Source organism: Bradyrhizobium sp. 179 (genome assembly GCF_023073535.1).
Lineage (GTDB): Bacteria > Pseudomonadota > Alphaproteobacteria > Rhizobiales > Xanthobacteraceae > Bradyrhizobium.
The window spans coordinates 116,726-141,657 of record NZ_JADPJR010000160.1 but is presented as its reverse complement, the minus strand read 5'-3'; the positions used below and the strand labels follow the sequence as shown (position 1 = coordinate 141,657).

Genomic DNA, 24,932 nt, shown 5'->3' with positions numbered 1-24,932 from the left:
AAGACAGGCCTATCTCACAACGCCCGACGTGAACCCAGCCTTCCGCCGCGGCGGCTTGATTTCCTTCTTCAGGAAACAGCGCGCCTCGCGCCCGGTGTAGCCGGGACGGGCATAGGTGAAGGCGCGGCATTTGTTGTCGGCGGTGCAGGCGGCCTTGCAGGTCTCCTCGCCCTCGCCGACCTTGAGCTCGAAATTGCGCAGGTCGCCGCCCGGGCGATCGATCGACGTTTCCACACCCTCGATGCGCGGCTCGATCACGCCGGCGCCGCGCACCCCGGAGATGCAGCAATTGCCCGGCACCCGCGTCGGCACCGTGTTCTTGAGCCAGCACACCGCCGAGCCGCCTTCGACGTCGGGATAGTTGAAGCTCCAGGAGCGGCAACGGCGGTCACGCTCGCACAGCAGCGCGCAATCCTCAGGGTCGCCTGAGGTGACCGGCGTGTTGAAATAGTCGCCGCCTGGGCGGTCGAACGCCGTCTGCGCCGGCGCCGGCGCGCTCGCAAACAGGAGCGAGAGCAGCGCGACGCAAGCCAGGACGCGGGCCATGACGACCCCAGGCAGGCGGCCCTTTCCCATCGGAACAGCTTTCGAGTTATTGACGATGCACAGGTTTTTCCAGCCGATCATTTGATCGCCGCAAACCTGTACGGGCGATGAACGGCTCAATTGCCTGCTATTAGCCTGGTCTAGAAAGCGTATTCCGCGTAGGCAGGTTCCACCGAGCCCTTCCAGGGACCATTAAACTTGTCCAGCATCTCCTCAGCCGGCGTCCGGCCGAACTCGATGATGCGATCGAGCGGCTCCAAATGCCTCGTCTCATCGCGGCCGAGTTGGTCGAGCCGGCCACGCCGGCGCAGGCCGGCATGTGCCAGAACCAGGCACTCCTTGGCGACCTCGAAGAGATAGCGATCCCTGATCCGCGACTTGAAGCCGAAGCGCGGCACGTCGTCGCGCAAGGCCTGACGTTCAGGCGCGCTCCAGTGCTTCACGATTTCCCAAGCGGCGTCGAGCGAGACATCGTCGTAGAGCAGCCCGACCCAGAACGCCGGCAGCGCCGGCAACCGGCCCCACGGACCACCGTCGGAGCCGCGCATCTCGAGATAGCGCTTGAGCCGGACTTCCGGGAAGATCGTCGAGAGGTGATTGGCCCAGTCCGACAGCGTCGGTCGCTCGCCGGGGAGATTGTTGTTGCGGCCGTCGAAGAAGGCGCGGAACGAGGAGCCCGATACGTCGATGTACTGCTCGCCGCGCTTGACGAAATACATGGGCACGTCGAGCGCGTAGTCGACATAGCGCTCGAAGCCCATGCCGTCCTCGAACGCCCACGGCATCATGCCCGAACGCGCGTTGTCGGTGTCGCGCCAGATCTCGGAGCGGAAGGAGAGAAAGCCGTTCGGCTTGCCTTCGGTAAACGGCGAATTGGCGAACAGCGCGGTCGCGACCGGCTGGAGCGCGAGCGAGACGCGCAGCTTCTTGACCATGTCGGCTTCCGAGGAGAAGTCGAGATTGGTCTGCACGGTGCAAGTCCGGTACATCATGTCGAGGCCATATTGACCGACCTTCGGCATGTAATTGGTCATGATCTTGTAGCGGCCCTTGGGCATCACCGGGATGTCCGCGCGCGACCAGGACGGCGTCATGCCGAGCCCGAGAAAGCCGATGCCGAGCGGGGTTGCGATCTCGCGCACTTGCGCCAGATGCGCCATCAGCTCGCTCTGGGTCTGGTGCACGTTCTCGACCGGCGCGCCGGAGAGCTCGAACTGTCCGCCGGGCTCGAGCGAGATGGCACCGCCGCCAGTGACGTCGTAGAGGCCGATGATATTGCCCTGTTCCATGATCGGCTCCCAGCCGAGCAGGAGCTTCATGCCCTCGAGCAGCGCGCCGATGCCCCGCGCCCCCTCATAAGGCACCGGTCGGTGGCCTTCGAGCGTGAACGGCGTCTTCTCGTGCTCGGTCCCCATGCGGAATTCGGACGGATCCTTGCAGCCGGCCTCGAACCACGCAACGAGCTCGTCGCGCGATTGCAGTGGCGTCATGTCGATCTGGTCTCGCGCCATATCAAACTCTAATCAAAAAGCGCTTCGACCGAACGCGCGGGTGACGGGGAGCGTCCGCGAACCCGCCGGGCGCGCGGACGTGCTGGTTTGCCGCGCGATCATCGCGACGGTGTGCTTTCGTTGGCGTTGGCGACGGGCGGCAGTTTCATCTCGCCGCACGAGCAGCCCAGGCGATCGAGCAGACCGCTGAGCTTGACGGCGTCGGCATCCGATAGTTTCGAACCGACATATTTCTCGATTGCGGCCGAATAGGCGCCCCACATCCGCTTCTGCAACTCGCGGCCGGCTTCCGTGATCTCGACGAACTGGCCGCGCTTGTCGATCTTGCATTCGCGCCGCAAGGCGAGACCTTCGTCGACCAGGCGGTCGATCAGCCGCGAGGTCGAGTATTGCGGGATCAACATCTGACGTTCAAGCTCCACCGGCCGCAACTCGCCAGAGGGGGCGCGGGACAGTTCGAGCAGCGCGTCATACCAGGCGAGCGGCGGGAACCCGGCCTTTTTCAGATCCTGCTCGACGCAATCGAGCACGCGGCTCTGCACCCGCATCAGGCGGATCCAGGCCGAAGTTGCCTCGGTTGATGGTTTGCGCTTCATGGTCCCGCTCAAGCTCGTCGCCCGCTCTTTACCTCATTCGATGCACCTGCATCAATCTTGACTATTTCATGCAAGCGCATGTAGTCGTTCTTTCGCTCGAACCAAGCATCATGAGGAGGAAATTCCATGAAACTGTATTATTCGCCCGGCGCCTGCTCCCTGTCCCCCCACATCGCGCTCCTGGAAGCCGGCCTGCCCTATGAGCTGGTCAAGGTCGATATCCGGGCCAAGAAGCTCGAAAATGGTGAGGATTATCTGAAGCTGAACCCCAAGGGCCAGGTGCCTGCGCTAGGCCTGGACAGCGGTGAGATCGTGACCGAAGGCCCGGTGATTGTCCAGATGATCGCCGATCAGGCATCAAGCAAGGCGCTGGTCCCCGCCCGCGACAGTTCCGAGCGCTACAAGCTGCTCGAATGGCTCAACTTCCTCACCTCGGAGGTGCACAAGAGCTTTGGCCCCCTGTTCGCCCCGGCGCTGAACGAGGAGGCCAAGGCCTTCTTCAAGGACCGCGTCATGGGCAAGCTGAAATATATCGACAGCCAGCTTGCCGGCCGCGACTACCTCATGGGCAGGCAGTTCACGGTCGCCGACGGCTACCTGTTCACGATGCTGACCTGGGCCGACCGCATGAAGTTCGACCTCTCGGCGATGCCTAACCTGACCGCCTATAAGGCCCGCGTCGCGGCGCGCCCGCAGGTGCAGGAGGCATTGAGGAAGGAAGGATTGGTCCAGGCGAAGTGATTGTTCGTCATTCCGGGGCGCCGCGACGCGGCGACCCCGGAATCTCGCAGTTGTTGCATGACCGCGCGACGCCAATCGAGATTCCGGATCAGTCCGCGTTGCGGACTGCCCGGACTGACGACTTTGTATCAGGCCGCCGCCTTCTTCGGCGCGAAGCGGCCGTAGAAGGTCTCGCCGTTTGCGGCCATCTCCTCGAGCAATTTCGGCGGCGTGAAGCGTGAGCCGTATTTGGCCTCCAGCTTGTGGCAGAGTTCGACGAACTTCTTCGTACCCATGAAATCGATGTAGGACAGCGTACCGCCGGTGAACGGCGCGAAGCCGAAGCCGAGGATCGAGCCGACATCGGCCTCGCGCGGATCGGTGATGACGTGATCTTCCACCGTGCGCGCGGCTTCCACTGCCTGCACCACCAGGAAGCGCTGCTTCAGCTCTTCGGCGTCGAGCGTGTCAGGGTCAAGCTGCTTCGGCTGCAAGGCCGAGAGACCCGGCCACAGGCTCTTCTGGCCTTTGCCCTTCTCGGGATAGTCGTAGAAGCCCTTGCTGTTCTTGCGGCCAAGCCGGCCCTGCTTCTCGACCATCTCGACCATCAGCTTCTTCTGCTCGGGATTGATGGCGTTGGGGCCGAGATCGGCTTCCGTCGCCTTCATGATCTTGAGACCGAGGTCGAGCGCGACTTCATCCGACAGCGAGAGCGGGCCGACCGGCATGCCGGCCATCTTGGCGCAGTTCTCGATCATCGCCGGCGGCACGCCTTCCAGGAACATCTCGTTGCCCTCGGCGACGTAGCGGCCGACGCAGCGGTTGGCGAAGAAGCCGCGGCTGTCGTTGACGACGATCGGCGTCTTGCCGATTTGCCGGACGTAATCCAGCGCGGTGGCAAGCGCGACATCGCCGGTGTTCTTGCCCAGGATGATCTCGACCAGCATCATCTTCTCGACCGGGGAGAAGAAGTGGATGCCGACGAACTTGCCCTGGTCGTTGAAGCTCTCGGCCAGCGAGGTGATCGGCAGCGTCGAGGTGTTGGACGCGAAGATCACGTCAGACTTCAGGTACTCCTGCGCCCTGGCAAAGGTCTCCGCCTTGACCTTGCGGTCCTCGAACACAGCCTCGATGACGAGGTCGACGTCCTTCAGCGCGGCGTAGTCCGCCGTCGCGGTGATGCGGGCGAGCAGCGCCTCGGCATCGCCAGGCTTCGCGCGGCCCTTCTTGATCTGCTCCTCGATCACCTTCTGCGCATGCGCCTTGCCCTTGTCGGCGCTCTCCTGGTCGCGATCGATCAGGACGACATCGAGACCGGCACGAGCCGAGACGTAGCCGACGCTCGCGCCCATGAAGCCGGCGCCGATCACGGCAATCTTCTTCACCTTGGTCGGCGGCACGTGCTTCGGACGGCGCGCGCCCTTATTGAGCTCCTGCATCGACAGGAACAGGCTGCGGATCATCGCGGCCGCCTCCTTCGAGCGCAGCACCGAGGTGAAATAGCGCGATTCGACGCGCAAGGCGGCGTCGATCGGCAGCTGCAGGCCCTCATAGACGCAGCTCATGATCGCGCGCGCGGCCGGATAATTGTCGTAGGTCTCGCGGCGATAGATTGCGTTGCCGGCCGGGAACATCATCATGCCGGCCTTTGAGAACACCGGGCCGCCGGGCAGCTTGAAACCTTTCTCGTCCCAGGGTGCGACCGCCTTGCCACCGCCCTTGATCCAGTCCTTGGCCGCCTTGATGAGGTCGGCAGCGGGAACCATGGCATGGATCAGGTTCAGCGCCTTCGCCTTCTCGATCGTGACAGGATCACCCTTGAGCAGGATCGTCATCGCGTCCTGCGGCGGCACCAGACGCGGTACGCGCTGCGTGCCGCCAGCGCCGGGGAACAGGCCGACCTTGACCTCGGGAAGACCGAGACGAGTCTTGGGATTGTCGGCGGCAACGCGATAGTGGCAGCACAGCGTGATCTCGAAACCGCCACCGAGCGCGAGGCCGTTGATCGCCGCCGCCCACGGCTTGCCGGAGGTCTCGATCGAACGCAGGACCTGCGAGAAGCGCCGGCTCTGCTCGAACAGCATCTGGTTCGCCGCGGTCTCGCCCTGCTCCTTCAAGACCTTCGCATAGGCCTGGTTCATGCCTTCGAGCATCGAGAGATCTGCGCCGGCGCAAAACGCTTCTTTCGCTGAGGTGATGACGACGCCCTTCACCGCGGCATCAGCCGTGGTCGCCTTGACGATCGCGTCGAGCTCATTGGTCGAGGTCTCGTCGAGCACGTTCATCGAACGGGCCGGGATGTCCCAGGTGACGAGCACGATGCCGTCTGCGTCGGTCTCAACCTTGAAGTTCTTGTACGACATATTGGTTGCTCCTCGGTGCCGGCTGCCGATCTCAGGCGCTGGCGGTTGACTTGAGATCTCGTAGGGTGGGCCAAGGCGCTCTTGCGCCGGGCCCACCATCATTTTCGAAGACCGCAGTCGTGGGCACGCTTCGCTTTGCCCACCCTACAGCAGCGCGTTACACGCGCTCGATGACGGTTGCGGTGCCCATGCCGCCGCCGATGCACAGCGTCACCAGCGCAGTGGACTTGTTGGTGCGCTCGAGCTCGTCGAGCACGGTGCCGAGGATCATCGCACCGGTGGCGCCAAGCGGATGGCCGAGCGCGATCGCACCGCCATTGACGTTGATCTTGGCACTGTCGATGTCGAAGGCCTGGATGTAGCGCAGCACGACGGAGGCGAAGGCCTCGTTCAGCTCGAACAGGTCGATGTCGGACTTCCTCATGCCGGAGCGCGCGAACAGTTTCTCGGTAACGTCGACCGGACCGGTCAGCATCATCGCCGGCTCGGAGCCGATATTGGTGAAGGCACGGATCTTGGCACGCGGCTTCAGGCCGTATTTCGCGCCTGCCTCCTTGCTGCCGAGCAGCACGGCGCCGGCGCCATCGACGATGCCCGAGGAGTTGCCGGCGTGATGCACGTAGTTGATGCGCTCGATCTCCGGATGCGACTGCACCGCGACGCCGTCGAAGCCGCCCATCTGCGCCACCATCGTGAACGACGGCTGCAACTGGGCCAGCGACTGCATCGTCGTCGAGGGCCGCATGTGCTCGTCCTTGGCGAGGATGGTGAGGCCATTGATGTCCTTCACCGGCACCACCGACTTATCGAAGCGGCCCTCGTCCCACGCCTTGGCCGCGCGCTGCTGGCTTTGCACCGCGTAGGCATCGACGTCGTCGCGCGAGAAACCATATTTGGTGGCGATCAAATCGGCCGAGACCCCCTGCGGCATGAAATAGGCCGGCACCGCGATTGAGGGATCCATCGGCCAGGCGCCACCGGAGGCGCCGATGCCAACGCGGCTCATGGATTCAGCGCCGCCGCCGATCACCAGCTCATGCTGGCCGCTCATCACCTGGGCGGCGGCGAAGTTCACGGCGTCGAGACCTGAGGCACAGAAGCGGCTGATCTGCACGCCGGGCACGGCTTGGCCGAGACCAGCCTTCAGCGCTGCGAAGCGCGCGATGTCGCTGCCCGCTTCGCCTACGGGATCGACCACGCCGAGCACGACGTCATCGACCGAGTCCTCGGGCAGGTTGTTGCGGTCCTTCAGCGCCTTCAGTGGCACGGTCGCGAGCGCCAGCGCCGTGACTTCGTGCAGCGCGCCGTCCGCCTTGCCGCGGCCGCGCGGGGTGCGAACGTGGTCGTAGATGAATGCCTCAGGCATGACGCCCTCCTGATGTGATGTTCAACGATTGGGAGCAGGCGGCGGAAGCAGGTCAGAACGCTTCCGCCGGCAGTTCCATGATGGTGGCGCAGCCGGCCTGGATGCGCGCGAGATTGGCCGCGGTCTCCGGCAACATCCGCTCCATGAAGAAGCGGCCGGTGACGAGCTTGGTTGAGAGATAGGGCGTGGCCCCGCTCTCGGCAATCTTCCCTAGCGTCACCTTCGCCATCTTCGCCCACATGTAGCCGAGCGCGACGAAGCCGAAGAGATGCAGGTAATCGGTTGCGGCGGCGCCGGCATTGTCCGGCTTCGCCATCGCGTTCTGCATCAGCCAGGTGGTGGCCTGCTGGAGATGGCCGAGTGAGGTCGAGAGCGGGGCGATGAACGGTTTTAGCGCCTCGTCGCCGCCGTTCTCTTTCGCGAAAGCCATGACCTCGCCGAAGAAGGCCATAATGGCGCGGCCGCCATCCCGCGGCAGCTTGCGGCCGACGAGGTCGAGCGCCTGGATGCCGTTGGCGCCTTCATAAATCATCGCGATGCGGGCATCGCGCACGAACTGCTCCATGCCCTGCTCGGCGATGTAGCCGTGGCCGCCATACATCTGCTGCGCCTGCACCGCATTGGCAAAGCCGTAATCGGTAAGGAAGCCCTTCAGCACCGGCGTCATCAGGCCCATGTGGTCGTCGGCGGCCTGGCGATCCCTGGGATCCTCCGAGCGATGCGCGACGTCGCTCTTCAGCGCGGTCCAGATCACGAAGGCGCGCGCGGCTTCGTTGAAGGCGCGGATCGAGAGCAGCGTGCGGCGCACGTCGGGATGAACGATGATCGGATCGGCCGGCTTGTCCGGCGCCTTGGCGCCTGTCAGCGCGCGGCCCTGGATGCGCTCGCGGGCATAAGCAACCGCGTTTTGATAGGCGACCTCGGATTGCGCGAGGCCCTGCACGGCGACGCCGAGGCGAGCCTCGTTCATCATCACGAACATGCCCTGCATGCCCTTGTTCTCTTCGCCGATGAGCCAGCCGGTGGCGTTGTCGTAGTTCATCACGCAGGTGGAATTGCCGTGGATGCCCATCTTGTGCTCGATCGAGCCGCAGACGACGCCATTGCGCTGCCCGACCGAACCATCGGCGTTCACCAGGAATTTCGGCACCACGAACAGCGATACGCCCTTGATGCCGGCGGGCGCGCCCTCGATGCGGGCGAGCACGAGGTGGATGATGTTGGAGGCGAGGTCATGCTCGCCGGCCGAGATGAAAATCTTGGTGCCTGATATCTTGAAGCTGCCGTCGGCCTGGCGCACCGCCTTGGTGCGGAGCATGCCGAGATCGGTGCCGCAATGCGGCTCGGTCAGGTTCATGGTGCCGGTCCATTCGCCGGCGACCATCTTCGGCACGTAGGTCTGCTTCTGCTCGGGCGTGCCGTGCACCAGCAATGCCGCGGTCGCGCCCATGGTGAGGCCGCCATACATCGAGAACGCCATGTTGGCGGAGATCTGGAATTCATTGACCGCCTGGGAGAGCGTCACCGGCAACCCCTGCCCGCCATATTCGGTCGGCGCCGACAGACCAAGCCAGCCGCCCTCGGCGACCTGCTTGAACGCCTCCTTGAACCCCTTCGGCGTGGTGACGCTGCCGTCATCGGCACGCTTGCAGCCTTCGAGATCGCCGATACGGTTGAGCGGCTGGAGCACCTCTTCAGCGAGCTTGGCGGCCTCGCCGAGGATCGCCTCGCGCACGTCGCTCGACGCATCCGAGAAGCCCGGCAGATTGTCGTAGCGATCGATCTGGAAGACGTCGTTGAGCAGGAAGTTCACATCGTCGACGGGGGCTTTATAGATCGGCATGGCGTTCTCCCGGCACGGGCCTCGAATTGGTTGGGCCTTGAGGTGGTGGATTTCTCGTGAAGTCCCTGCGGCGCAGTGGCGAGCTTAGCGGCTTCCGCAACGTCAGGGCAGTGTCATGATTGGGCGGCCAACTGCTCCGCCATCAGGCGGTGCAGCATGTTGATCGCCTTGAGCGGACGCACCATCACCTTGAAATGGGTAATGCGTCCGTCGCTGTCGAAACTGATGATGTCGACACCGTTGATCTCGATACCGTCGATGACGTTCTTGAATTCGAGCACGGCTCCAGTGTCGCTGCGCCATTCACCGACATAGGTGAAGCCCGGGCCGCCGAGCACCTTCTCGGCGCTGGAGAGGTATTTGAAGGTGATGTCGCGCCCGCGCTGCGGCGAATGCACGACGGGGCTTTCGAACACGGCATCCGGGTGCAGAAGGTCCCAGAGCGCGGCGCGGTCGTGAGACTTCATGTAGGCGTACCAGGAATCGAGACCGGTCATTCTCAGGTGCCTCCCTAAGGGCAAGGGCAAAAAGTGCGAAAACAACCCCATGCACAGTAGCGAGGAGGTTGATTCCGCTGGATTTTCCGTCGGGGTCTTTGGCCCCGTGCGCAAGCTGCCTCATATGCACATTGACGCATATGCGCCGATGCGCATAAAGTCAAGTAAGTCGGTCAAATTCGCGAAGGGAGGCCGGTCATGGCATTGGGCGACGCAATCCTCGCTTGCCTGACGGAACGTCCGATGACGGGCTACGAGCTCGCCAAGACGTTCGATTCATCGATCGGCTTCTTCTGGAAGGCCGACCACCAGCAGATCTACCGCGAACTTTCCAAGCTGCGCGACCGCGGCTACATCCAAGGCCGCGAGGTCGTGCAGTCAGGCAAGCCCAATAAGCTGATCTATACCCTTACTCCCGAGGGCCGAACAGCACTGCGGCACTGGGCCGCGCGGCCCAGCACGCCGCCCTCGATCAAGGACGACCTCCTGGTGCGGCTGCATGCGCTCGACAGCATCGACATCGAGCCCATGCACACTGATCTGATGGCCCGCCTGGAGCATCACCGCGACCGCCACGCCAATTACGAGCGCATCCTGAAGAAGCGTTTTCCGGAGGGAACGGCGGAAGGCCGGCTCGACCTCGGCAATCTGCTCCTGCTTCAGCTCGGCGCCCGGCACGAGCGGATGGTGGCCGACTTCTGCGAGGAGGCGCTTGAGGCGCTCTCGGCGATGAGCGGCAAGACCAGTGTGGTGCCACTGGAGGAGGGGAAGCGGGAGAAGGGCTGAGACGCATAGGCAGTGCCGGTCACCTCTCCCGCTTGCGGGAGAGGTCGGCGCGTAGCGCCGGGTGAGGGCTTTCTCTTCTTGGGGAGTCTTCGTTGTTGAAGCACCCTCTCCCCAGCCCTCCCCCGCAAGCGGGGGAGGGAGCGCACCTCGTTCGTGGCTGAGCTCCTCCGCCCAACTTTAGGACATCAGGCCAGCGTTCCTTAACCCGTTATTTACCGTAACAGGAAAAAGTCGGTTTTCGAGGCAGACGACCCGCGCCAAATTCGGTTGTGTTTGCAACCGGCACGCGAGGGAAGGCTGGAGGCGCCGGGTGGGGCGCCGGAGTCGGAACCGGACAGAGTCATGAATTCGCGCGTATCGTGGAGTGTTGACGGCATCGATCCATCCGTCCGGGAGCGGGCCGAAGCTGCTGCGCGCAGAGCCGGCATGTCACTCAACGATTGGCTGAACTCCACGCTCGGCGAGACTGCCGCGCCGAACTTTCGCGCACCTTACGAGCAGCGTTCGCAGCACATTCCGCAAGGACCGAGCCAGCCGCACGGACCGAGCCAGGAAAGCCGCGAAGTCGCCGACATCCACCAGCGGCTCGACGCGATCACCCAGCAGATCGAACGGATTTCAAAACCCGCCCAGCGCCAGGACCCTTCGCGCCAGGACCCTTCGCGGCAGGACATCTCGCGCGAGCAGGGCGTCGCGCGCCAGCTCAATGATGCGATCTCGCGGCTCGATGCACGGCTGTCGCAAATCTCGAAGCCGCAGCAGCAGCCTCAGACCCAGCGGCCGCCACCGTCACCGGTCGAGACGCGCCAGCGCCATGCCGATGCGGTCGAGCGCGCGGCAGCCCAGGTCTATCGCAGCTCGCCTCCCCTGAGCCCGGCGTCGTTCGACGTCGCGGTCGCCGAGATCACGGCGCGGCAGAGCGAGCTCGATGGCTTTGCACCGCGGCCAATGCCGCCGCGCGCCGCGCCGCCGATCGCGCCGATGGCGGCGCCACCCGCCCCCGCCTACGCGCCGCCGCCGCAACCGTCGGGGCCGGATTTCTCCTCGCTCGAGCGCCATCTGCTCAAGATCACGAGCCAGATCGAGTCGCTCCAGCGCCCCGACAATACCGAGCAGGCGATCACCGCCTTCCGCAGCGAGCTTGCCGAGATCCGTCACGCCATCACCGAGGCGATGCCGCGGCGCGCGATCGAATCGATCGAGAACGAGATCCGCTCGCTGCACCGTCGCATCGACGAGACCCGCTCCAACGGCACCGACGGCCAGGTCCTATCAGGCATCGAGCGCGCGCTGTCCGACATCAAGCAGGTGCTGCGCACGCTGACGCCGGCCGAGCAACTCACCGGCTATGACGAGGCGATCCGCAATCTCGGCGCCAAGCTCGATCTGATCCTGCGCGCCAATGACGATCCCTCGACAGTGCGCCAGCTCGAAGACGCGATCTCGGCGCTGCGCAGCATCGTCTCCAACGTGGCCTCCAACGAAGCGCTGGCGCGTTTGTCCGAAGACGTGCAGCTGCTGTCGTCCAAGGTCGACCAGATCACCCGCGCCACCGGCCCGAGTGACAGCTTTGCGGTGCTGGAGCAGCGCATCGCGGCGCTCACGGCGGCGCTGGAAACCCGCGAGCGGCCCCAGCCGTCCGAGAGCACCGAGCATCTGGAAGCTGCGATCCGCGCGCTGTCGGACCGCTTCGATCGCATGCATGTCGGCAACGATTCGGCCTCGACCTTCGCCCATCTCGAGCAGCGAGTCTCCTATCTGCTGGAGCGGATCGAGGCCGCTTCCGATCCACGCAGCGGCAATCTGAGCCGCGTCGAGGATGGGCTGCACGACATCCTGCGGCACCTGGAGCGGCAGCAGGCGACCTATTCCGCGCTGGCCGAGAGCCGCAATTCGCCGCCGCCGCCCGATTCGGGCGTGGTCGATCTCGTCAAGCGCGAGCTCTCCGACATCCGCTTCAGCCAGGCCGAGACCAACCGGAATACACAGGATTCGCTCGAAGCCGTTCACAACACGCTCGGCCATGTCGTCGATCGCCTCTCCATGATCGAGGGCGATCTGCGCGCCGTGCGCACCGCGCCGGCACCGCTGATGCCCATGGCCGCTCCGATGGTGGTCGCCCCGATGGAGCCCGCGCCAGTGGCGCGCGAGCCGCGGCCGCCGCAGCAGCAGCCGAAATACGATCTGAAGCCGGAGCTGCCGAACCCGGCCGCCGCGCAGGCGCAGGCCGCCTTCGCCGCCGCGCCGCGCGAATTCCATGCCGCGCCGCCGGTGCCGTCGGCACCGCCCGTTCCGCCGCGTGCGATCAGCGAAATCCTGGAGCCGCACACCGCGCCCGCGCGCGCTGCACTCGCGCCGGAATTGCCGCCGGATCATCCGCTCGAGCCGGGCACACGGCCGGGTGGACGCGTCGCCACGCCGTCGGAGCGCATCGCCGCCTCCGAGAGCGCAATCAGCGGAATTCCCACCGCTCCGAAAGAGCCGGTGTCATCGTCCAGCTTCATCGCCGCGGCGCGCCGCGCCGCCCAGGCCGCCGCCGCGCAGCCGGAAAAGACCGGCCGCGCCGCCAAGGCGGGGGCCGATCGCTCCAAGGACAAGGGCAAGGACGGCGGTTCGACCATCACGTCGAAGATCCGCTCGCTGCTGGTCGGCGCGAGCGTGGTCGTGATCGTGCTCGGCACCTTCAAGATGGCGATGGGCCTGCTCGAAGGCGGCAGCGCGCCGCCGGCGCCGCAAACGATGGAGAATTCGTCGAGCCAGCCCACACCGCTGGCCCCGCCGCCCTCGGTCGAGACCAAGCCCGCGACGCCCGAGCAGGTCACACCCTCGATGACCTCGCCGACGCCGATCGGACGACAATCCCAGAACAATGCCGCGCCGGCTCCCGCCGCCAACCCGGGCAGCTCGGCCTCGGTCGATATTCCGCCGGCGCCTGCCGCGGCCCCGCCTGTCTCCAGCGACGTCACCGGCGCGCTGTCGGGCACGAGCCGGGGCAAGCTCGGCCTCATCCAGGTGCCGCCGAGCGAGAAGCTGCCCGACGGCATCGGCGGCCCGGGCCTGCGCACCGCCGCGATGAAGGGCGATGCGACCGCGGCCTACGAGATCGGCGTGCGCTTTGCGGAAGGAAAGAGTGTCGCTGCGAACTACGACGAAGCCGCCAAATGGTACGACCGCGCGGCGCAGGCCGGCGTGGTGCCCGCGACCTTCCGTCTCGGCACGCTCTACGAGAAGGGCCTTGGCGTGAAGAAGGACGCCGATATTGCCCGCCGCTACTACACCCAGGCCGCCGAGCGCGGCAACGCCAAGGCGATGCACAATCTCGCGGTGCTCGATGCCGATGGCGGCGGACGTGGCGCCAATTACAAGAGCGCGGCGCTGTGGTTCCGCAAAGCGGCCGACCGCGGCGTTGCCGACAGCCAGTTCAACCTCGGCATTCTCTATGCACGCGGCATCGGCGTCGAACAGAACCTCGCCGAATCCTACAAATGGTTCAGCCTGGCCGCCGCCCAGGGCGATGCCGATGCGGCCGGCAAGCGCGATGACGTCGCCAAACGTCTCGACCCGCAATCGCTCGCCGCCGCCAAGCTCGCAATCCAGACCTTCAGCGCCGAACCGCAGCCCGACGATGCCGTCAATGTCGCGACGCCCGCCGGCGGCTGGGACAGCGCGCCGCAGGCGAGCGCCAAGCCGGCGCCGAAGCCGGTCGCGACCAGGAAGTCGGCGTCGGCGGCGCATTAAGCCGCGCAGCATTTGATCAGACCAAGCGAGCCACGAGCTCGGTGCACCTCTCCCGCTTGCGGGAGAGGTCGGCGCTCCCGGGCGATGCGAAGCATCGACCCCGAGCGCCGGGTGAGGGTTTTCTCCTCTGGGGGAGTCCCACTGCGGAGACACCCTCTCCCCAACCCTCCCCCGCGGGCGGGGGAGGGAGCGCATCTCCATTATGGCGACGATCGCGGATATCACCACGCTCTCGTCATGCCCATTCACCACGCGCGAAATTCCCGGTCCCGCACGCCGGCGAATTCCGCTATGGAGGGGCGCGGCAATCGTTTCCGACCTTCCCTCGAGCATTCCGCGGCAATCGATCCGTCCCGCCCGGCGCGTGGTTCAATGCAGCTCTACCTTCCGATCGCCGATCTTCCGGTCAACGTCTTCCTGGTGCTCGCGATGGGCGCCGCGGTCGGCTTCGTGTCCGGCATGTTCGGGATCGGCGGCGGCTTCCTGATGACGCCGCTGCTGATCTTCATCGGCATCACGCCGGCGGTCGCGGTCGCCTCCGTCGCGAGCCACATCGCGGCCTCCTCCTTTTCCGGCGCACTGTCCTATTGGCGGCGGCGCGCGATTGATCCGGCACTTGCGAGCGTCCTGCTCTGCGGCGGCGTGACCGGCACGGCGCTCGGCGTGTGGACCTTCACCCAGCTCCGTGCGCTCGGCCAGCTCGACTTGATGATCGCGCTCTCTTACGTCGTGCTGCTCAGCACCGTCGGCAGCCTGATGTTCTCCGAGGGCCTGCGCGCCCTGATGCGGACCCGACGCGGCGCGGTGCCGCCACGCCGGACGCACAACTGGATCCACGGCCTGCCGCTGAAGATGCGGTTCAAGCGCTCGAAGATCTACCTCTCGGTGATTCCCGTCGTGGTCGTCGGCATCATGATCGGCTTCATCGGCGCCATCATGGGCATCGGCGGCGGCTTCATCCTGGTGCCGATCATGATCTATCTGTTGCGGGTGCCGACCTCGACCGTGATCGGCACCTCGATGGTCCTCACGCTGGTCACGATGCTGTTCGCGACCATGCTGCACGCGGTGACCAATCACCTCGTCGACGCCGTGCTGGCGCTGATCCTGATGGTCGGCGGCGTCACCGGCGCGCAGTTCGGCGCCCGCGCCGGCCAGAAGATCCGCGGCGAGCAGCTGCGGCTGCTGCTCGGCCTTTTGATCCTCTCGGTCGGCATCCGCTTCGCGATCGAGCTGGTGATCCAACCTGCGGACCTCTTCACCATCCGTGAGCTGGGAGTGAGCGGATGACGCGCGCGATTGTCGCACTGCTTCTCGTCCTGCTGCTCGTCGGCGGCGCGCGCGCCGAGCGGCTGATCGTGTCGGTCTCCAACCACCGCGTCACCGTGACGCCGAATTATTCAGGCGAGGAGCTGGTGCTGTTCGGCTCGGTCGAAAAGGATGCGACGACCCCGGCCGATCGCACGAGTTACGATCTCGTCGTCACCGTGCTGGGCCCGCGCGCCGACATGGTGACGCGGCGCAAGGAGCGCACCTTCGGCATCTGGATCAACACCGACTACCGGCAATTCCTGGAGGTGCCGAGCTATCTGGCGCTGTTCGCCAACCGCCCCTTCGATGTGATCACCTCGCCCGAAATCGCGCGGCGGCAGCAGATCGGGCTCAACAACGTGCTGCTGACCCAGCGGGTCAGCGGCGACTATGCCGACGTGGTGCCGAACGATGCGTTCCGCTCCGCCTTCATCCGCCTGCGCACCCAGGACGGGCTCTATCGCGAGGATGCGAGCGCGGTGACATTCCTGACGCCGACGCTGTTCCGCACCGGCATTCCGCTGCCGGCGGAGGTACCGATCGGCACCTATGAGGTGGAGATCAAGCTGTTTGCGAACGGTGCGTTCATTGGCAAAACCGAGACCGCGTTCGAGATCATCAAGGTCGGCTTCGAGCAGTTCGTCGCCACCAGCGCGCGACAACATGGGCTTCTCTATGGCCTCGCCACCGCAGCGATGGCGCTGATGACGGGCTGGATGGCGTCGATCGTGTTTCGGAAGGATTGAGGGGCAGTTGGGCGCGCCGCTCTCGCCGCTCGTCATCGCCCGGCTTGACCGGCGATCCAGTATTCCAGAGACCGGCGTTAGGTGTCTCGCTCTCACGACAACTGCTGCGGCGTACTGGATGCCCCGCCGGAGCCTGTCATCGGGCTCGCCGGAGGCGAGACCCGGTGGCGGGGCATGACAGTTTGAGACTACGGCGCCTCGATCACCGTCGGCACGCCTGGCTCCAGCAGGCGCAAGCGCGTCCCGAAGCCGAGCACGTCGAAGGTCTTGCGCAGATCCTCGCTGCCCTGGCGGAAATGCGCCCAGCCTTCGGTGTGCAGCGGCACGATCGTTGCCTCGGGAAAGGCACGCGCGGTCTCGATGGTGTCGTTGGTGTCCATGGTGAGATGGAACGGTCCGCGCGTTTGCGCCGCGCCTGCGAAGGGCAGCACCACACCGCATTTGAAGCGGCGCGCGACTTCGGCGACGCCGTCGAACCAGGTGGTGTCGCCGCTGATATAGACCGGACGTGTGTCCTTCCGGCTCGACGACACCACGAATCCGATGACGTCGCCGGACAGGGGCTCGATGCCGGCCGGGCCATGGCGCGCGGGCGTTGCGGTGATGGTCAGCGCATTGCCGTCGCCGTCCCTGAGATGCGCGGCGCTCCAGGGCGCAAGGCCCTCGACATGGCCGCCGAGGCGCTTTGCGCCGGCTTCGGTCGTCAGCACGCGCTTGACCTTGAAGAGATATTCACGGCCGGAATTGTCGAGATTGTCGGAGTGTTGGTCGTGGCTGAGCAACACGGCGTCGATCGGACCGATTGCGTCAGGCCTGACGGCAGGTCCGATCGTCTTCTCCAGCTTCACATGCGGCAGTTGATAGGCACCGGGCGCATCGAAGGTGGGATCGGTGAGCAGGCGAAAGCCGTCGATCTCGATCAGCGCGGTGGGGCCGCCGATCAGGGTGATGGAAACGGGCATGATGAACTCCTGTTTACGAGACGGGCTTTGCAGGACGCGTCACCAGATAGATGCCGAGCGCGACTGGAATGATCCCGAGCAAATCGCGGGCCTCGACATGCTCGCCGAGCACGAGGAACGCGAACAGCATGCCCAGTGGCGGCATCAGGAAATGATAGGCGCTGGCGGCGGTGGCGCCACACACTTTCAGGAGATGAAACCAGAGCAGGTAGGCGAGGATCGAGCCGCCGAGCACGAGGAAGGCAAAGGCCCCGATCAGGCTCGGGGTGACCACGATCGCGTGAACGTCGGCGAAGGTGAGCGCGACCGGCGCCAGCACGATGCCGGCGGCGAGATTCTGGATGCCGTTGCCGATCCACAACGAGCCCTTCGGCGCCAGCAGCTTGAACAGAATGGTGCCGGCGACGATCGAGGCCAGTGAGGCCAGCGTGAACAGGATGCCGTGCAGGCTGTCGGTGCCGACCGACAAACGATGCCAGACGATGAAGGTGACGCCGATGATGCCGAGCAGCAGGCCCGCCGCCTTGCGCCAGGTCATGCCTTCGTCGAGCAGCAGCGCGGCGAGCGCAGCCGTGAACACCGGATTGGCCGAGACGATCAGCCCGCCGAGGCCGGCGGAGACCGATTGCAGGCCGGTATAGCCGAGGCCGAGATAGAGCGCGTTGTTGGCGATGCCGAGCACGGCGAAGATCGCGGCGTCGCGCCAGGACAGCGACCAGCCGTCGCCGCGGATCCAGGTCGCGCCCAGGATCAGAACGCCGGCGAGCGAGAAGCGCGCGGCGAGCAGGATCAGCGGCGGGCAATAGGTGACGCCGATCTTGCCGGCGACGAAGGCGTAGCTCCAGAGCAGGCAGAACAGGCCGATATAGAGCGGCAGCGGATTGAAACGGCTGCGGGGGACGGCGATCGATGGGGCGAGCGACATGACATTCTCCTGAGCCCTCGATCTAAGAACGCAGCTTGCCATTTGGAAATTAAATGATTAACTTCAATTCAGTGGATTTTCGAATGGAGGCCGGCATGCTCGATCTCGAGCTGCTGCGCAGCTTCGTCTCGGTGGTCGAGGCCGGCGGCTTCACCCGCGCCGGCGAGCGCGTTCACCGCACGCAGTCGACCGTGAGCCAGCAGATCAAGCGGCTGGAGGAGGACGTCGGCCAGGTGCTGCTGCACCGCGACGGCAAAGATGTCCGCCCCACGGAGGCCGGCGAGCGGCTGCTGTCCTACGCGCGGCGGCTGCTCTCGCTGGCCGAGGAGGCGCGCGACGTGCTGCGCCAGCCCGAGGGCGAAGGCGCGATCCGGCTCGGCATTCCCGAGGATTTCGCGGCGTACCGACTGGCGAAACTGCTGGGTGCGTTCTCACGCTCGCATCCGCGCCTGCGGCTCGACGTGCGCGCCGACCAGAGCAAGCATCTGGCCCGCGATCTCGAACGCGGCGAACTCGATCTTGCGCTGTACAAGCGCGAGGCCGGCGCCAAGGACGCCATCGCGGTGTGGCCCGAGCGGGTGCACTGGGTCACCAGCAAGAGCCATCCGGTCGACGTCAACGTGCCCTCGGTGCCGCTGATCGGGTTTCCGCTCGGCTGCATCTATCGCGCCGGCGCCATCCACGCGCTGGAAAGCGCGGGCCGCGCCTGGCACACCGCCTACACGTCATCCAGTCTCGCCGGCATCCAGGCCGCGGTCGCCGCCGGCATGGGGCTGAGCATCCTGTCGGAGATGGCCATCCAGTCCGACCACCGCGTGCTGACCGCCAAGGACGGCTTTGCGCCGATCAACCGCACGGAGGTGGCATTGATGGCCGCGCCCGGCGCCAGCCCCGCGACGCTGCGGCTGGCCGATCGGCTCGCCGAGTTCTGCGATGATGTGCAGGCGAAGGCGGCCTAATAACACCGCGACGCGGCGATCGCGTGGACGCGGCGGTCGCCGAGCAGATGGGCGACAAAGCCGTTGGTCGGAAAGACCTTTGCGAAGGCGGCATCGCGAATGCTGAGGCCGCCGGTATAGGCGCCGAAGGCCGGCATCACGGCGCGCATCCCGTCGCTGGCAAAGCAGCGGCGCTCCATCGAGCGGCCGCGGGTGGAGACGCGGGCCTTCGGATGCAGATGGCCGGCAATCTCGCCGCTTGCGCCGGTCGGCTCGTGGCGGAAGGCGATCGGGCCAATCGCGACTTCGTCGGCGACGGTGCCGCCGAGATCACGCGGCAGCATGGGATCGTGATTGCCCGAGATCCAGATCCAGTCGCGGCCGGTCTGGAGTGCGGCGACAGCTTCGCGATCTTCCGGCGACAAACGCTCATGCGCGGTGCGGTCGTGAAAACTGTCGCCGAGCGCGATGACAATGCGTGGATCATGGCGGGACATGACAGCAGCAAGGCGGCTGAGCGTCGCCAGCGTGTCGTAGGGCGGCAGCAGCACGCCGCGGGTGGCGAAGCTGGAGCCTTTTTCCAGATGCAGGTCGGAGACGACGAGCAGGCGCTGCTCCTCCCAGAACAATGCACCGGCGAGGTCGGCCGCGAACGTCACACCGCTGATGGTAACCTTCGAAACGCGCATGTCCTCGACATCTCCTGAAACCTGCGCGCCTGCCGTCACGTCCGAACCTGCTCTTATCCCATCGCCTCTTTGACCAGCTCGTCGGCGGCTTCGGCCAACAGCTCGTCGCCAGCTTCGCCATAAACTGACTCGCGGCCGATTTCCAGCATCACGGGGACGGCGAGCGGAGAAACGCGGTCGAGTTCCCGAAGCGTGATCCGGCCCTGAATACGCATCAGCATGTCGCTGAGACGGCGCAGGTCGAGCAGGCCGGTGGCGGCATCGGCGCGGGCGGCGCGCAAGAGCACGTGATCGGCCTGGTGCTTGCGCAGCACGTCGTAGACCAGATCGGTGGAGAACAGCACCTGGCGGCGGCTTTTCTCTTCGCCGGTATGGCGTCGCGCGATCAGGCCGGAGATGATCGCGCAATTGCGGAAGGTGCGCTTCATGAGCGCCGATTCGGCCAGCCAGGCTTCGAGATCGTCGCCGAGCATGTCGGGGTCGAACAGGGCATCGAGATCGATCCGGCCGTCCCGGATCATGAACGACATGTCGCCAAGCGCCCAGACCGCGATCGCATATTCGTTGGCAACGAAGCCGAGCGGCCGGGCGCGGGCGCGTTCGAGACGACGCGTCAGCAGCATGCCGAGGGTCTGGTGCGCGAGACGGCCCTCGAACGGATAACAGACGAGATAATGCTTGTTGGCGCGTGGAAAGCTCTCGACCAGGAGCTCGCGCACCGCGGGCACGCGGGAGACATCCTTTTGCAGCGACAGCCAATCGCGCACCTGCTCGGGCAAGCCAGCCCATGCGCGCCCGTCATCGAGCAGCCGGCGCACGCGCTCGGCGAGATAGGTCGAGAGCGGGAATTTGCCGCCCATATAGGACGGCACCTTCGGATCCTTGTCATGCGCGCGCGAGACATAAACCTGGTCCTCGACCAGGGTCTCGTAGCGCACCACCTCGCCGCTGAACACGAAGGTGTCGCCGGGGCTCAAGCCCTCGATGAAGGCTTCCTCAATCTCGCCAAGCAGCCTGCCGCCGCGCGCGATCACCCCTGTCGAGCCGCCTGCTGTTCCTTGACCGCCGCGCGAGCGCACCAGCCGCACCTTCAGCATGTCGTCCTCGACGATAGTGCCGACATTCATGCGGTAGCTCTGCCGCACTTTTGGGTTGGCGACGCGCCAGCGCCCTTCCTTGTCCTGCTTGATACGGGCGAAGCGCTCATAGGTCTTCAGCGCATAGCCGCCGGAAGCGAGGAAATCGACCACGTCGTCGAAATCCTGCCGCGACAGGTTTGCGTAGGGCGCGGCGGTGCGAACCTCGCCGTAGAGCTCGTCGCTGAAGAACGGTTCGGCGCAGGCGCAGCCGAGCACGTGCTGGGCGAGCACATCGAGCGCGCCAGTGCGCAGCGGCGGCGTGTCCTGCGCATTCTCCGCAATGGCATCGATCGCGACGCGGCACTCCAGCACCTCGAAGCGGTTGGCGGGCACCAGCACCGCGCGCGAGGCTTCGTCGAGGCGGTGGTTGGCGCGGCCGATGCGCTGCATCAGGCGCGAGGATCCCTTGGGAGCGCCGATATTAACGACGAGATCGACGTCGCCCCAGTCGACGCCGAGGTCGAGCGAGGAGGTGCAGACCACGCCACGCAGCCTGCCCGTCGACATCGCGTCCTCGACCTTGCGGCGCTGGGCGACGTCCAGCGAGCCGTGATGCAGGGCGATGGCGAGGCCGTCATCGTTCATGCTCCAGAGATTCTGGAACAGCATCTCGGCCTGGCTGCGGGTGTTGACGAAAACCAGCGTGGTCTTGTTCGCCTTGATCAGCTCGTAGATCTCAGGGAGCGCGTGCCGCGCGCTGTGACCGGCCCAGGGCAATCGCTCGCGCGTATCCAGCATCTCGACCAAAGGCGGCGCGGCGCCACCGGCGACGACGATGTCGGCGGCAGCTTCCCTGCCTTCGGGCTGCGGCACCAGGAAGCGCGCGAGCTGCTCCGGTTCGGCGACAGTCGCCGACAGGCCGATCGCACGCAGCTGCGGCGCCAGCCGCCATAGCCGCGCCAGCCCGAGTGAGAGCAAATCGCCACGCTTCGACGTCACCAGCGCATGCAGCTCGTCGAGCACGATGCGATTCAAGGAGGAGAACAGGAATGGCGCGTCGTCGGAGGACAGCAACAGCGCAAGCTGCTCGGGCGTGGTCAGCAGAACGTCAGGCGGGTAGCGCCGCTGCCGCTGCCGGCGCGACACCGGCGTGTCGCCGGTGCGGGTCTCGACTTTGATCGGCAGCGCCATCTCGGCGATCGGCCGCTCCAGATTGCGCGCGATGTCGACGGCGAGCGCTTTCAGCGGCGAGATGTAGAGCGTGTGGAGACCGCCGCTGCGCTGCAGGCTGCGTCCGGTGGAGACGAGGCTCTTCTTCGCGCTAGCCTCCCGCCGAGCTGCATCAGAAGACAACTCCACCAGCGTCGGCAGAAATCCCGCCAGCGTCTTGCCGGCACCGGTCGGCGCGATCAGCAGCGCCGAGCGGTCCTCGCGTGCCTTCTCCAAGAGCGCCAATTGATGGGCGCGCGGCGACCAGCCGCGGGCTGCGAACCACGCGTTGAAGCGGTCCGGCAGCAGCGCAGGCGGCTCGGCCGGGGATTTGAGGATGCGGGGCGGCACGGCATAAGAGGTAAGCCGTGCGCGCGGGTTCGTCGAGGGGTGCAGTGCTGCCAATGGCGGGACACCGCTGTCCCCTCTCCCCTTGTGGGCTACCAGATTCACACATCTCGAAAATGGAATCATCTTCAATGAGTTAGCAAAAGCCAGGTTTTGGACGCTCACGCGCTGCAGAATCGAGACAAGTGACTCGGATGACTCACTTTTTGGGCTTAATCGGCGAATGGCTCCGACAGAGATGTGTGAATACGGTAGCCCCTTGTGGGAGAGGGTGGATCGCCGCGCTAGCGGCGAGACGGGTGAGGGGTTTCTCTCAGCACGTCATTCTCTCTCGAGAACGCGGAGAGGACCCCTCATCCGGCGCTTCGCGCCACCTTCTCCCACAAGGGGAGAAGGGAAGAAAACAGACCTACTCCGACATCGGCTTGTCGGAGATGTCCCAGTCCTTGCCGGTGAACGTCGAGATGAACAGCGTCTTCATTGGCGTGTAATTCTCGGGCGTGTAACTGTAGGTGACGCCGTCGAGGAAATAGGGCGAGTGGAAACCGTTGAGGTTTGATGCCTGCTTCAGCACGTTGGCGCGTGTGAGCTCGTCGCCGCAGCGGCGCAGGATCTCGCCCATGGTCACCGCCTGGCCGTAGCCGGCGAAGGCAATGGTGTTGTCGGGATCGATCGCCGGCGTGTATTTCTTGCGCAGCTCCTCGAACGCCATCACGTCGGGGTCCTTCTCCCATTTCGGCAGACCGACCTCCTTGTTGTAGCGGATGGCGACGATGCCGGCGGCGTTCTCGAGGCCCGCGGCGCTGAGGATGGAGCGGCCGGTCGAGCCGGCCGACAGCAGTTGCAGCGGCTTCCAGCCGAGCTCGGCTACTTTCCGAATCGACTGCGACGACGCCTTGCCAGTGGAGATGTTGTAGAAGACATCGGCGCCCGACTTCGACAGGTTGATGAGCTGGGAATCGACAGTCGGCTCGGTGAGATCGTAGGTCTGCTCCATGATCACCTGCGCGGTGCCGCCGGCGTCAGTCAGCACCTTCTTGAAGGGACCCAGGAAGTCGCGGCCGAAATCGTCGTTCTGGTAGAGGATGCCGATCTTGGCGTTCGGCTTCACGCTGACGACGTGCCGGGCCAGGATGCGCGCCTCGGTCGGATAGAGCGGCAGGCCCGCCATGGTCCATTTGAACTCTTTCGGGTTATTCCATTTCGACGCGCCGGTGTTGAGCAGGAGCTGCGGCACGCCCTTGGAGTTCAGGTATTTGTGCACGGCGGTCTGCGGCGCGGTGCCGAGCGAGCCGTAGAGCGCCAGCACCTCCTCCTGCTCGACCAGGCGCCGCGTCGCCTCGACGCATTTCGGCGCGCTGTAGGCATCGTCCATGGTGAGGAACTTGATCTTGCGCCCGTTGATGCCGCCTTTCTCGTTCAGCATCTGGAAATAAGCCTCGCCAATACGGCCGAGCACGCCGTAGAGCGAGCCGGGGCCGGAATGCGGCACGGTCTGCCCGATCTTGATCTCGGTATCGCTGGCGCCCGCATCGTATTTCTTCTCCGCGGCCCAGACATAGGGCGCAGGCAAAGTGGATGCGGCGATTGTGGCGAGCGCGGCGGCGCTGAAGTCGCGCCGCGATGGATTCTTGGTCATGTTTGTTTCTCCCTGTGCGCGCATTGTGCTGGCACCGCCGCGCGGCTCGCAAGTGGGAAGTCGCAGCTTTGCGACGCAATGACGCTCAAATCGCCCGGCGATTAGCGCCTAGACTCAAGTTTTCTCGGCAACGACAACGAGGCCGCGCACCGGCTCGTTGTTCTCGTTGCGCGGCGAGGCCGGCTCCAGTGTCAGCAGCTTGAGCCCGGCTTTCGCGATGGCGCCGCGCACATATTCCGCGGAATGGGCATAGCGCAGGCCTTCGCCGAGCACGATGCCGCTGCCGTCATGCGTCTCCAGCGTGAAGGCCAACACGCCGCCGGCTGCGAGCACGCGTTTTGCCTCGGTGAGCACCGGCGCAAGATCAGAGAGATAGACGAAGGCATCGGCGGCGACGACGAGGTTCGCGCTCGCATCACTCTTGCCGCGCAGGCCTTCGATCATGTCGGCGACTTCGAGCTCGGCATAGAGATTGGTGGCGCGCGCCTGCTTGATCATGCCGGCCGACAGATCGATGCCGACGAAATGATCGACCTGCTTGGCGAAGGCGGCGGCCGCGAGCCCGGTGCCGCAGCCGAGATCGATGGTGCGCTTGAAGAAAGCGGGCTTCTTGGCGGCCGCGCGTGAGGCCAGCACCGCCTTGAAGATCAGGCTCGGGGCGCGATAGCCGAGATCGTTGATCAGCGTGTGCTCGAAGCGCGGCGCATATTGATCGAACAGGGCCTGCACATAGGCCTTCGGCATCTCCGCCATCTCGGCGTCACCGAGCCGCATCAGATGCAGGCCGGCGCCGTGCTGATCCGCGGGATCGGACCTGAGCGCTTCACGAAACGCCGCGATGGCCTTGTCGCGCTCGCCGAGCTGCTGACGGATTTCACCGAGGGTGAACCAGGCCGAGGTGAAGTTCGGCGCGAGCTCGATCGCCTGCTCCAGCAGGTCCGCGGCCGCGGCCAGATCGCCCTTGAGTTGGAGGTCGCGCGCGAACTCGAAGCGGCGGTCGGCCATGAGATCGCCGGAGGTCAGGAACAAGCGCAGGGGCATAGGAACTCGGCTCGTCATTGCCGGCGGACCCGGCAATCCATCAAAAAAAGACTGTTTAAGTGGATGGATGCGCGGGTCA

Annotated in this window: 19 protein-coding genes; 6 read left to right on the top strand and 13 right to left on the bottom strand. The window is 65.4% G+C overall.

Annotated elements, in window-relative coordinates:
• Positions 1-9: 9 nt before the first annotated feature.
• The 3 genes from IVB12_RS37175 to IVB12_RS37165 all read right to left on the bottom strand — a co-directional run bounded on the left by IVB12_RS37175 (position 10) and on the right by IVB12_RS37165 (position 2,653).
• Complete coding sequence (locus IVB12_RS37175) at positions 10-576, bottom strand: PAN domain-containing protein (protein WP_247282045.1); 567 nt, start codon at positions 574-576, stop codon at positions 10-12.
• Positions 577-686: 110 nt separating this feature from the next.
• Positions 687-2,057: a glutamate--cysteine ligase gene (locus IVB12_RS37170; RefSeq protein ID WP_247281770.1), complete on the bottom strand. Its 1,371-nt coding sequence runs from the start codon at positions 2,055-2,057 to the stop codon at positions 687-689.
• A gap of 98 nt (positions 2,058-2,155) precedes the next feature.
• The gene (locus IVB12_RS37165; protein ID WP_247307871.1) at positions 2,156-2,653 is read right to left on the bottom strand and encodes a MarR family winged helix-turn-helix transcriptional regulator; all 498 of its coding nucleotides are present in this window, start codon (positions 2,651-2,653) and stop codon (positions 2,156-2,158) included.
• Between the two features lie 126 nt (positions 2,654-2,779).
• Between IVB12_RS37165 and gstA the strand changes: the two genes are divergently transcribed.
• Positions 2,780-3,394: a glutathione transferase GstA gene (gene gstA / locus IVB12_RS37160; protein ID WP_247307870.1), complete on the top strand. Its 615-nt coding sequence runs from the start codon at positions 2,780-2,782 to the stop codon at positions 3,392-3,394.
• A gap of 128 nt (positions 3,395-3,522) precedes the next feature.
• Here the strand turns inward: gstA and IVB12_RS37155 are convergent, their stop codons facing one another.
• The 4 genes from IVB12_RS37155 to IVB12_RS37140 form a co-directional block, all read right to left on the bottom strand.
• Positions 3,523-5,736 (bottom strand): FAD-dependent oxidoreductase, encoded by a 2,214-nt coding sequence (locus tag IVB12_RS37155; protein ID WP_247307867.1) that lies wholly within the window; start codon positions 5,734-5,736, stop codon positions 3,523-3,525.
• Between the two features lie 157 nt (positions 5,737-5,893).
• Positions 5,894-7,102, bottom strand: a complete 1,209-nt coding sequence (locus IVB12_RS37150) for an acetyl-CoA C-acetyltransferase (protein ID WP_247307865.1) — start codon at positions 7,100-7,102, stop codon at positions 5,894-5,896.
• A gap of 52 nt (positions 7,103-7,154) precedes the next feature.
• Positions 7,155-8,945 (bottom strand): acyl-CoA dehydrogenase C-terminal domain-containing protein, encoded by a 1,791-nt coding sequence (locus IVB12_RS37145; RefSeq protein WP_247307864.1) that lies wholly within the window; start codon positions 8,943-8,945, stop codon positions 7,155-7,157.
• A gap of 113 nt (positions 8,946-9,058) precedes the next feature.
• On the bottom strand, positions 9,059-9,442 hold the full coding sequence (locus IVB12_RS37140) for a nuclear transport factor 2 family protein (RefSeq protein ID WP_247307861.1): 384 nt from the start codon (positions 9,440-9,442) through the stop codon (positions 9,059-9,061).
• A gap of 198 nt (positions 9,443-9,640) precedes the next feature.
• Between IVB12_RS37140 and IVB12_RS37135 the strand changes: the two genes are divergently transcribed.
• The 4 genes from IVB12_RS37135 to IVB12_RS37120 all read left to right on the top strand — a co-directional run bounded on the left by IVB12_RS37135 (position 9,641) and on the right by IVB12_RS37120 (position 16,023).
• Positions 9,641-10,228 carry a PadR family transcriptional regulator gene (locus IVB12_RS37135; protein WP_247307858.1) on the top strand — a complete coding sequence of 196 codons (588 nt, stop codon included), beginning with the start codon at positions 9,641-9,643 and terminating at the stop codon, positions 10,226-10,228.
• Positions 10,229-10,570: 342 nt separating this feature from the next.
• On the top strand, positions 10,571-13,966 hold the full coding sequence (locus IVB12_RS37130) for a tetratricopeptide repeat protein (protein WP_247307855.1): 3,396 nt from the start codon (positions 10,571-10,573) through the stop codon (positions 13,964-13,966).
• A 372-nt stretch (positions 13,967-14,338) separates the two neighbouring features.
• Complete coding sequence (locus tag IVB12_RS37125) at positions 14,339-15,256, top strand: sulfite exporter TauE/SafE family protein (protein WP_247307851.1); 918 nt, start codon at positions 14,339-14,341, stop codon at positions 15,254-15,256.
• Complete coding sequence (locus tag IVB12_RS37120) at positions 15,253-16,023, top strand: TIGR02186 family protein (RefSeq protein ID WP_247307848.1); 771 nt, start codon at positions 15,253-15,255, stop codon at positions 16,021-16,023. The genes IVB12_RS37125 and IVB12_RS37120 overlap by 4 nt, the downstream gene beginning before the upstream one ends.
• Positions 16,024-16,211: 188 nt before the next feature.
• On the opposite strand, the gene IVB12_RS37115 is transcribed toward IVB12_RS37120, so the two are convergent.
• Complete coding sequence (locus IVB12_RS37115; RefSeq protein ID WP_247307845.1) at positions 16,212-16,985, bottom strand: MBL fold metallo-hydrolase; 774 nt, start codon at positions 16,983-16,985, stop codon at positions 16,212-16,214.
• Positions 16,986-16,998: 13 nt separating this feature from the next.
• A complete protein-coding gene (locus IVB12_RS37110; protein WP_247307842.1) occupies positions 16,999-17,910 on the bottom strand; it encodes a DMT family transporter in 912 nt (303 codons plus the stop codon).
• 95 nt (positions 17,911-18,005) lie between these two features.
• On the opposite strand from IVB12_RS37110, the gene IVB12_RS37105 reads away from it, so the two are divergent.
• Positions 18,006-18,869: a LysR substrate-binding domain-containing protein gene (locus tag IVB12_RS37105; protein WP_247307839.1), complete on the top strand. Its 864-nt coding sequence runs from the start codon at positions 18,006-18,008 to the stop codon at positions 18,867-18,869.
• Here the strand turns inward: IVB12_RS37105 and pdeM are convergent.
• The 4 genes from pdeM to IVB12_RS37085 form a co-directional block, all read right to left on the bottom strand.
• The gene (gene pdeM / locus IVB12_RS37100; protein WP_247307838.1) at positions 18,866-19,537 is read right to left on the bottom strand and encodes a ligase-associated DNA damage response endonuclease PdeM; all 672 of its coding nucleotides are present in this window, start codon (positions 19,535-19,537) and stop codon (positions 18,866-18,868) included. The two genes, IVB12_RS37105 and pdeM, sit on opposite strands and share 4 nt — an antisense overlap.
• A gap of 53 nt (positions 19,538-19,590) precedes the next feature.
• A complete protein-coding gene (locus tag IVB12_RS37095; protein ID WP_247308160.1) occupies positions 19,591-22,176 on the bottom strand; it encodes a ligase-associated DNA damage response DEXH box helicase in 2,586 nt (861 codons plus the stop codon).
• Positions 22,177-22,582: 406 nt separating this feature from the next.
• Complete coding sequence (locus IVB12_RS37090) at positions 22,583-23,812, bottom strand: ABC transporter substrate-binding protein (protein ID WP_247307835.1); 1,230 nt, start codon at positions 23,810-23,812, stop codon at positions 22,583-22,585.
• 114 nt (positions 23,813-23,926) lie between these two features.
• Positions 23,927-24,853, bottom strand: a complete 927-nt coding sequence (locus tag IVB12_RS37085) for a methyltransferase domain-containing protein (protein WP_247307834.1) — start codon at positions 24,851-24,853, stop codon at positions 23,927-23,929.
• Positions 24,854-24,932: the final 79 nt, after the last annotated feature.

Excerpts from the sequence above, each read along its gene's own strand:
- IVB12_RS37175 (WP_247282045.1), bottom strand. The coding sequence starts at position 576 with ATGGGAAAGGGCCGCCTGCCTGGGGTCGTCATGGCCCGCGTCCTGGCT.
- IVB12_RS37170 (WP_247281770.1), bottom strand. The coding sequence starts at position 2,057 with ATGGCGCGAGACCAGATCGACATGACGCCACTGCAATCGCGCGACGAG.
- IVB12_RS37165 (WP_247307871.1), bottom strand. The coding sequence starts at position 2,653 with ATGAAGCGCAAACCATCAACCGAGGCAACTTCGGCCTGGATCCGCCTG.
- gstA (WP_247307870.1), top strand. The coding sequence starts at position 2,780 with ATGAAACTGTATTATTCGCCCGGCGCCTGCTCCCTGTCCCCCCACATC.
- IVB12_RS37155 (WP_247307867.1), bottom strand. The coding sequence starts at position 5,736 with ATGTCGTACAAGAACTTCAAGGTTGAGACCGACGCAGACGGCATCGTG.
- IVB12_RS37150 (WP_247307865.1), bottom strand. The coding sequence starts at position 7,102 with ATGCCTGAGGCATTCATCTACGACCACGTTCGCACCCCGCGCGGCCGC.
- IVB12_RS37145 (WP_247307864.1), bottom strand. The coding sequence starts at position 8,945 with ATGCCGATCTATAAAGCCCCCGTCGACGATGTGAACTTCCTGCTCAAC.
- IVB12_RS37140 (WP_247307861.1), bottom strand. The coding sequence starts at position 9,442 with ATGACCGGTCTCGATTCCTGGTACGCCTACATGAAGTCTCACGACCGC.
- IVB12_RS37135 (WP_247307858.1), top strand. The coding sequence starts at position 9,641 with ATGGCATTGGGCGACGCAATCCTCGCTTGCCTGACGGAACGTCCGATG.
- IVB12_RS37130 (WP_247307855.1), top strand. The coding sequence starts at position 10,571 with ATGAATTCGCGCGTATCGTGGAGTGTTGACGGCATCGATCCATCCGTC.
- IVB12_RS37125 (WP_247307851.1), top strand. The coding sequence starts at position 14,339 with ATGCAGCTCTACCTTCCGATCGCCGATCTTCCGGTCAACGTCTTCCTG.
- IVB12_RS37120 (WP_247307848.1), top strand. The coding sequence starts at position 15,253 with ATGACGCGCGCGATTGTCGCACTGCTTCTCGTCCTGCTGCTCGTCGGC.
- IVB12_RS37115 (WP_247307845.1), bottom strand. The coding sequence starts at position 16,985 with ATGCCCGTTTCCATCACCCTGATCGGCGGCCCCACCGCGCTGATCGAG.
- IVB12_RS37110 (WP_247307842.1), bottom strand. The coding sequence starts at position 17,910 with ATGTCGCTCGCCCCATCGATCGCCGTCCCCCGCAGCCGTTTCAATCCG.
- IVB12_RS37105 (WP_247307839.1), top strand. The coding sequence starts at position 18,006 with ATGCTCGATCTCGAGCTGCTGCGCAGCTTCGTCTCGGTGGTCGAGGCC.
- pdeM (WP_247307838.1), bottom strand. The coding sequence starts at position 19,537 with ATGCGCGTTTCGAAGGTTACCATCAGCGGTGTGACGTTCGCGGCCGAC.
- IVB12_RS37090 (WP_247307835.1), bottom strand. The coding sequence starts at position 23,812 with ATGACCAAGAATCCATCGCGGCGCGACTTCAGCGCCGCCGCGCTCGCC.
- IVB12_RS37085 (WP_247307834.1), bottom strand. The coding sequence starts at position 24,853 with ATGCCCCTGCGCTTGTTCCTGACCTCCGGCGATCTCATGGCCGACCGC.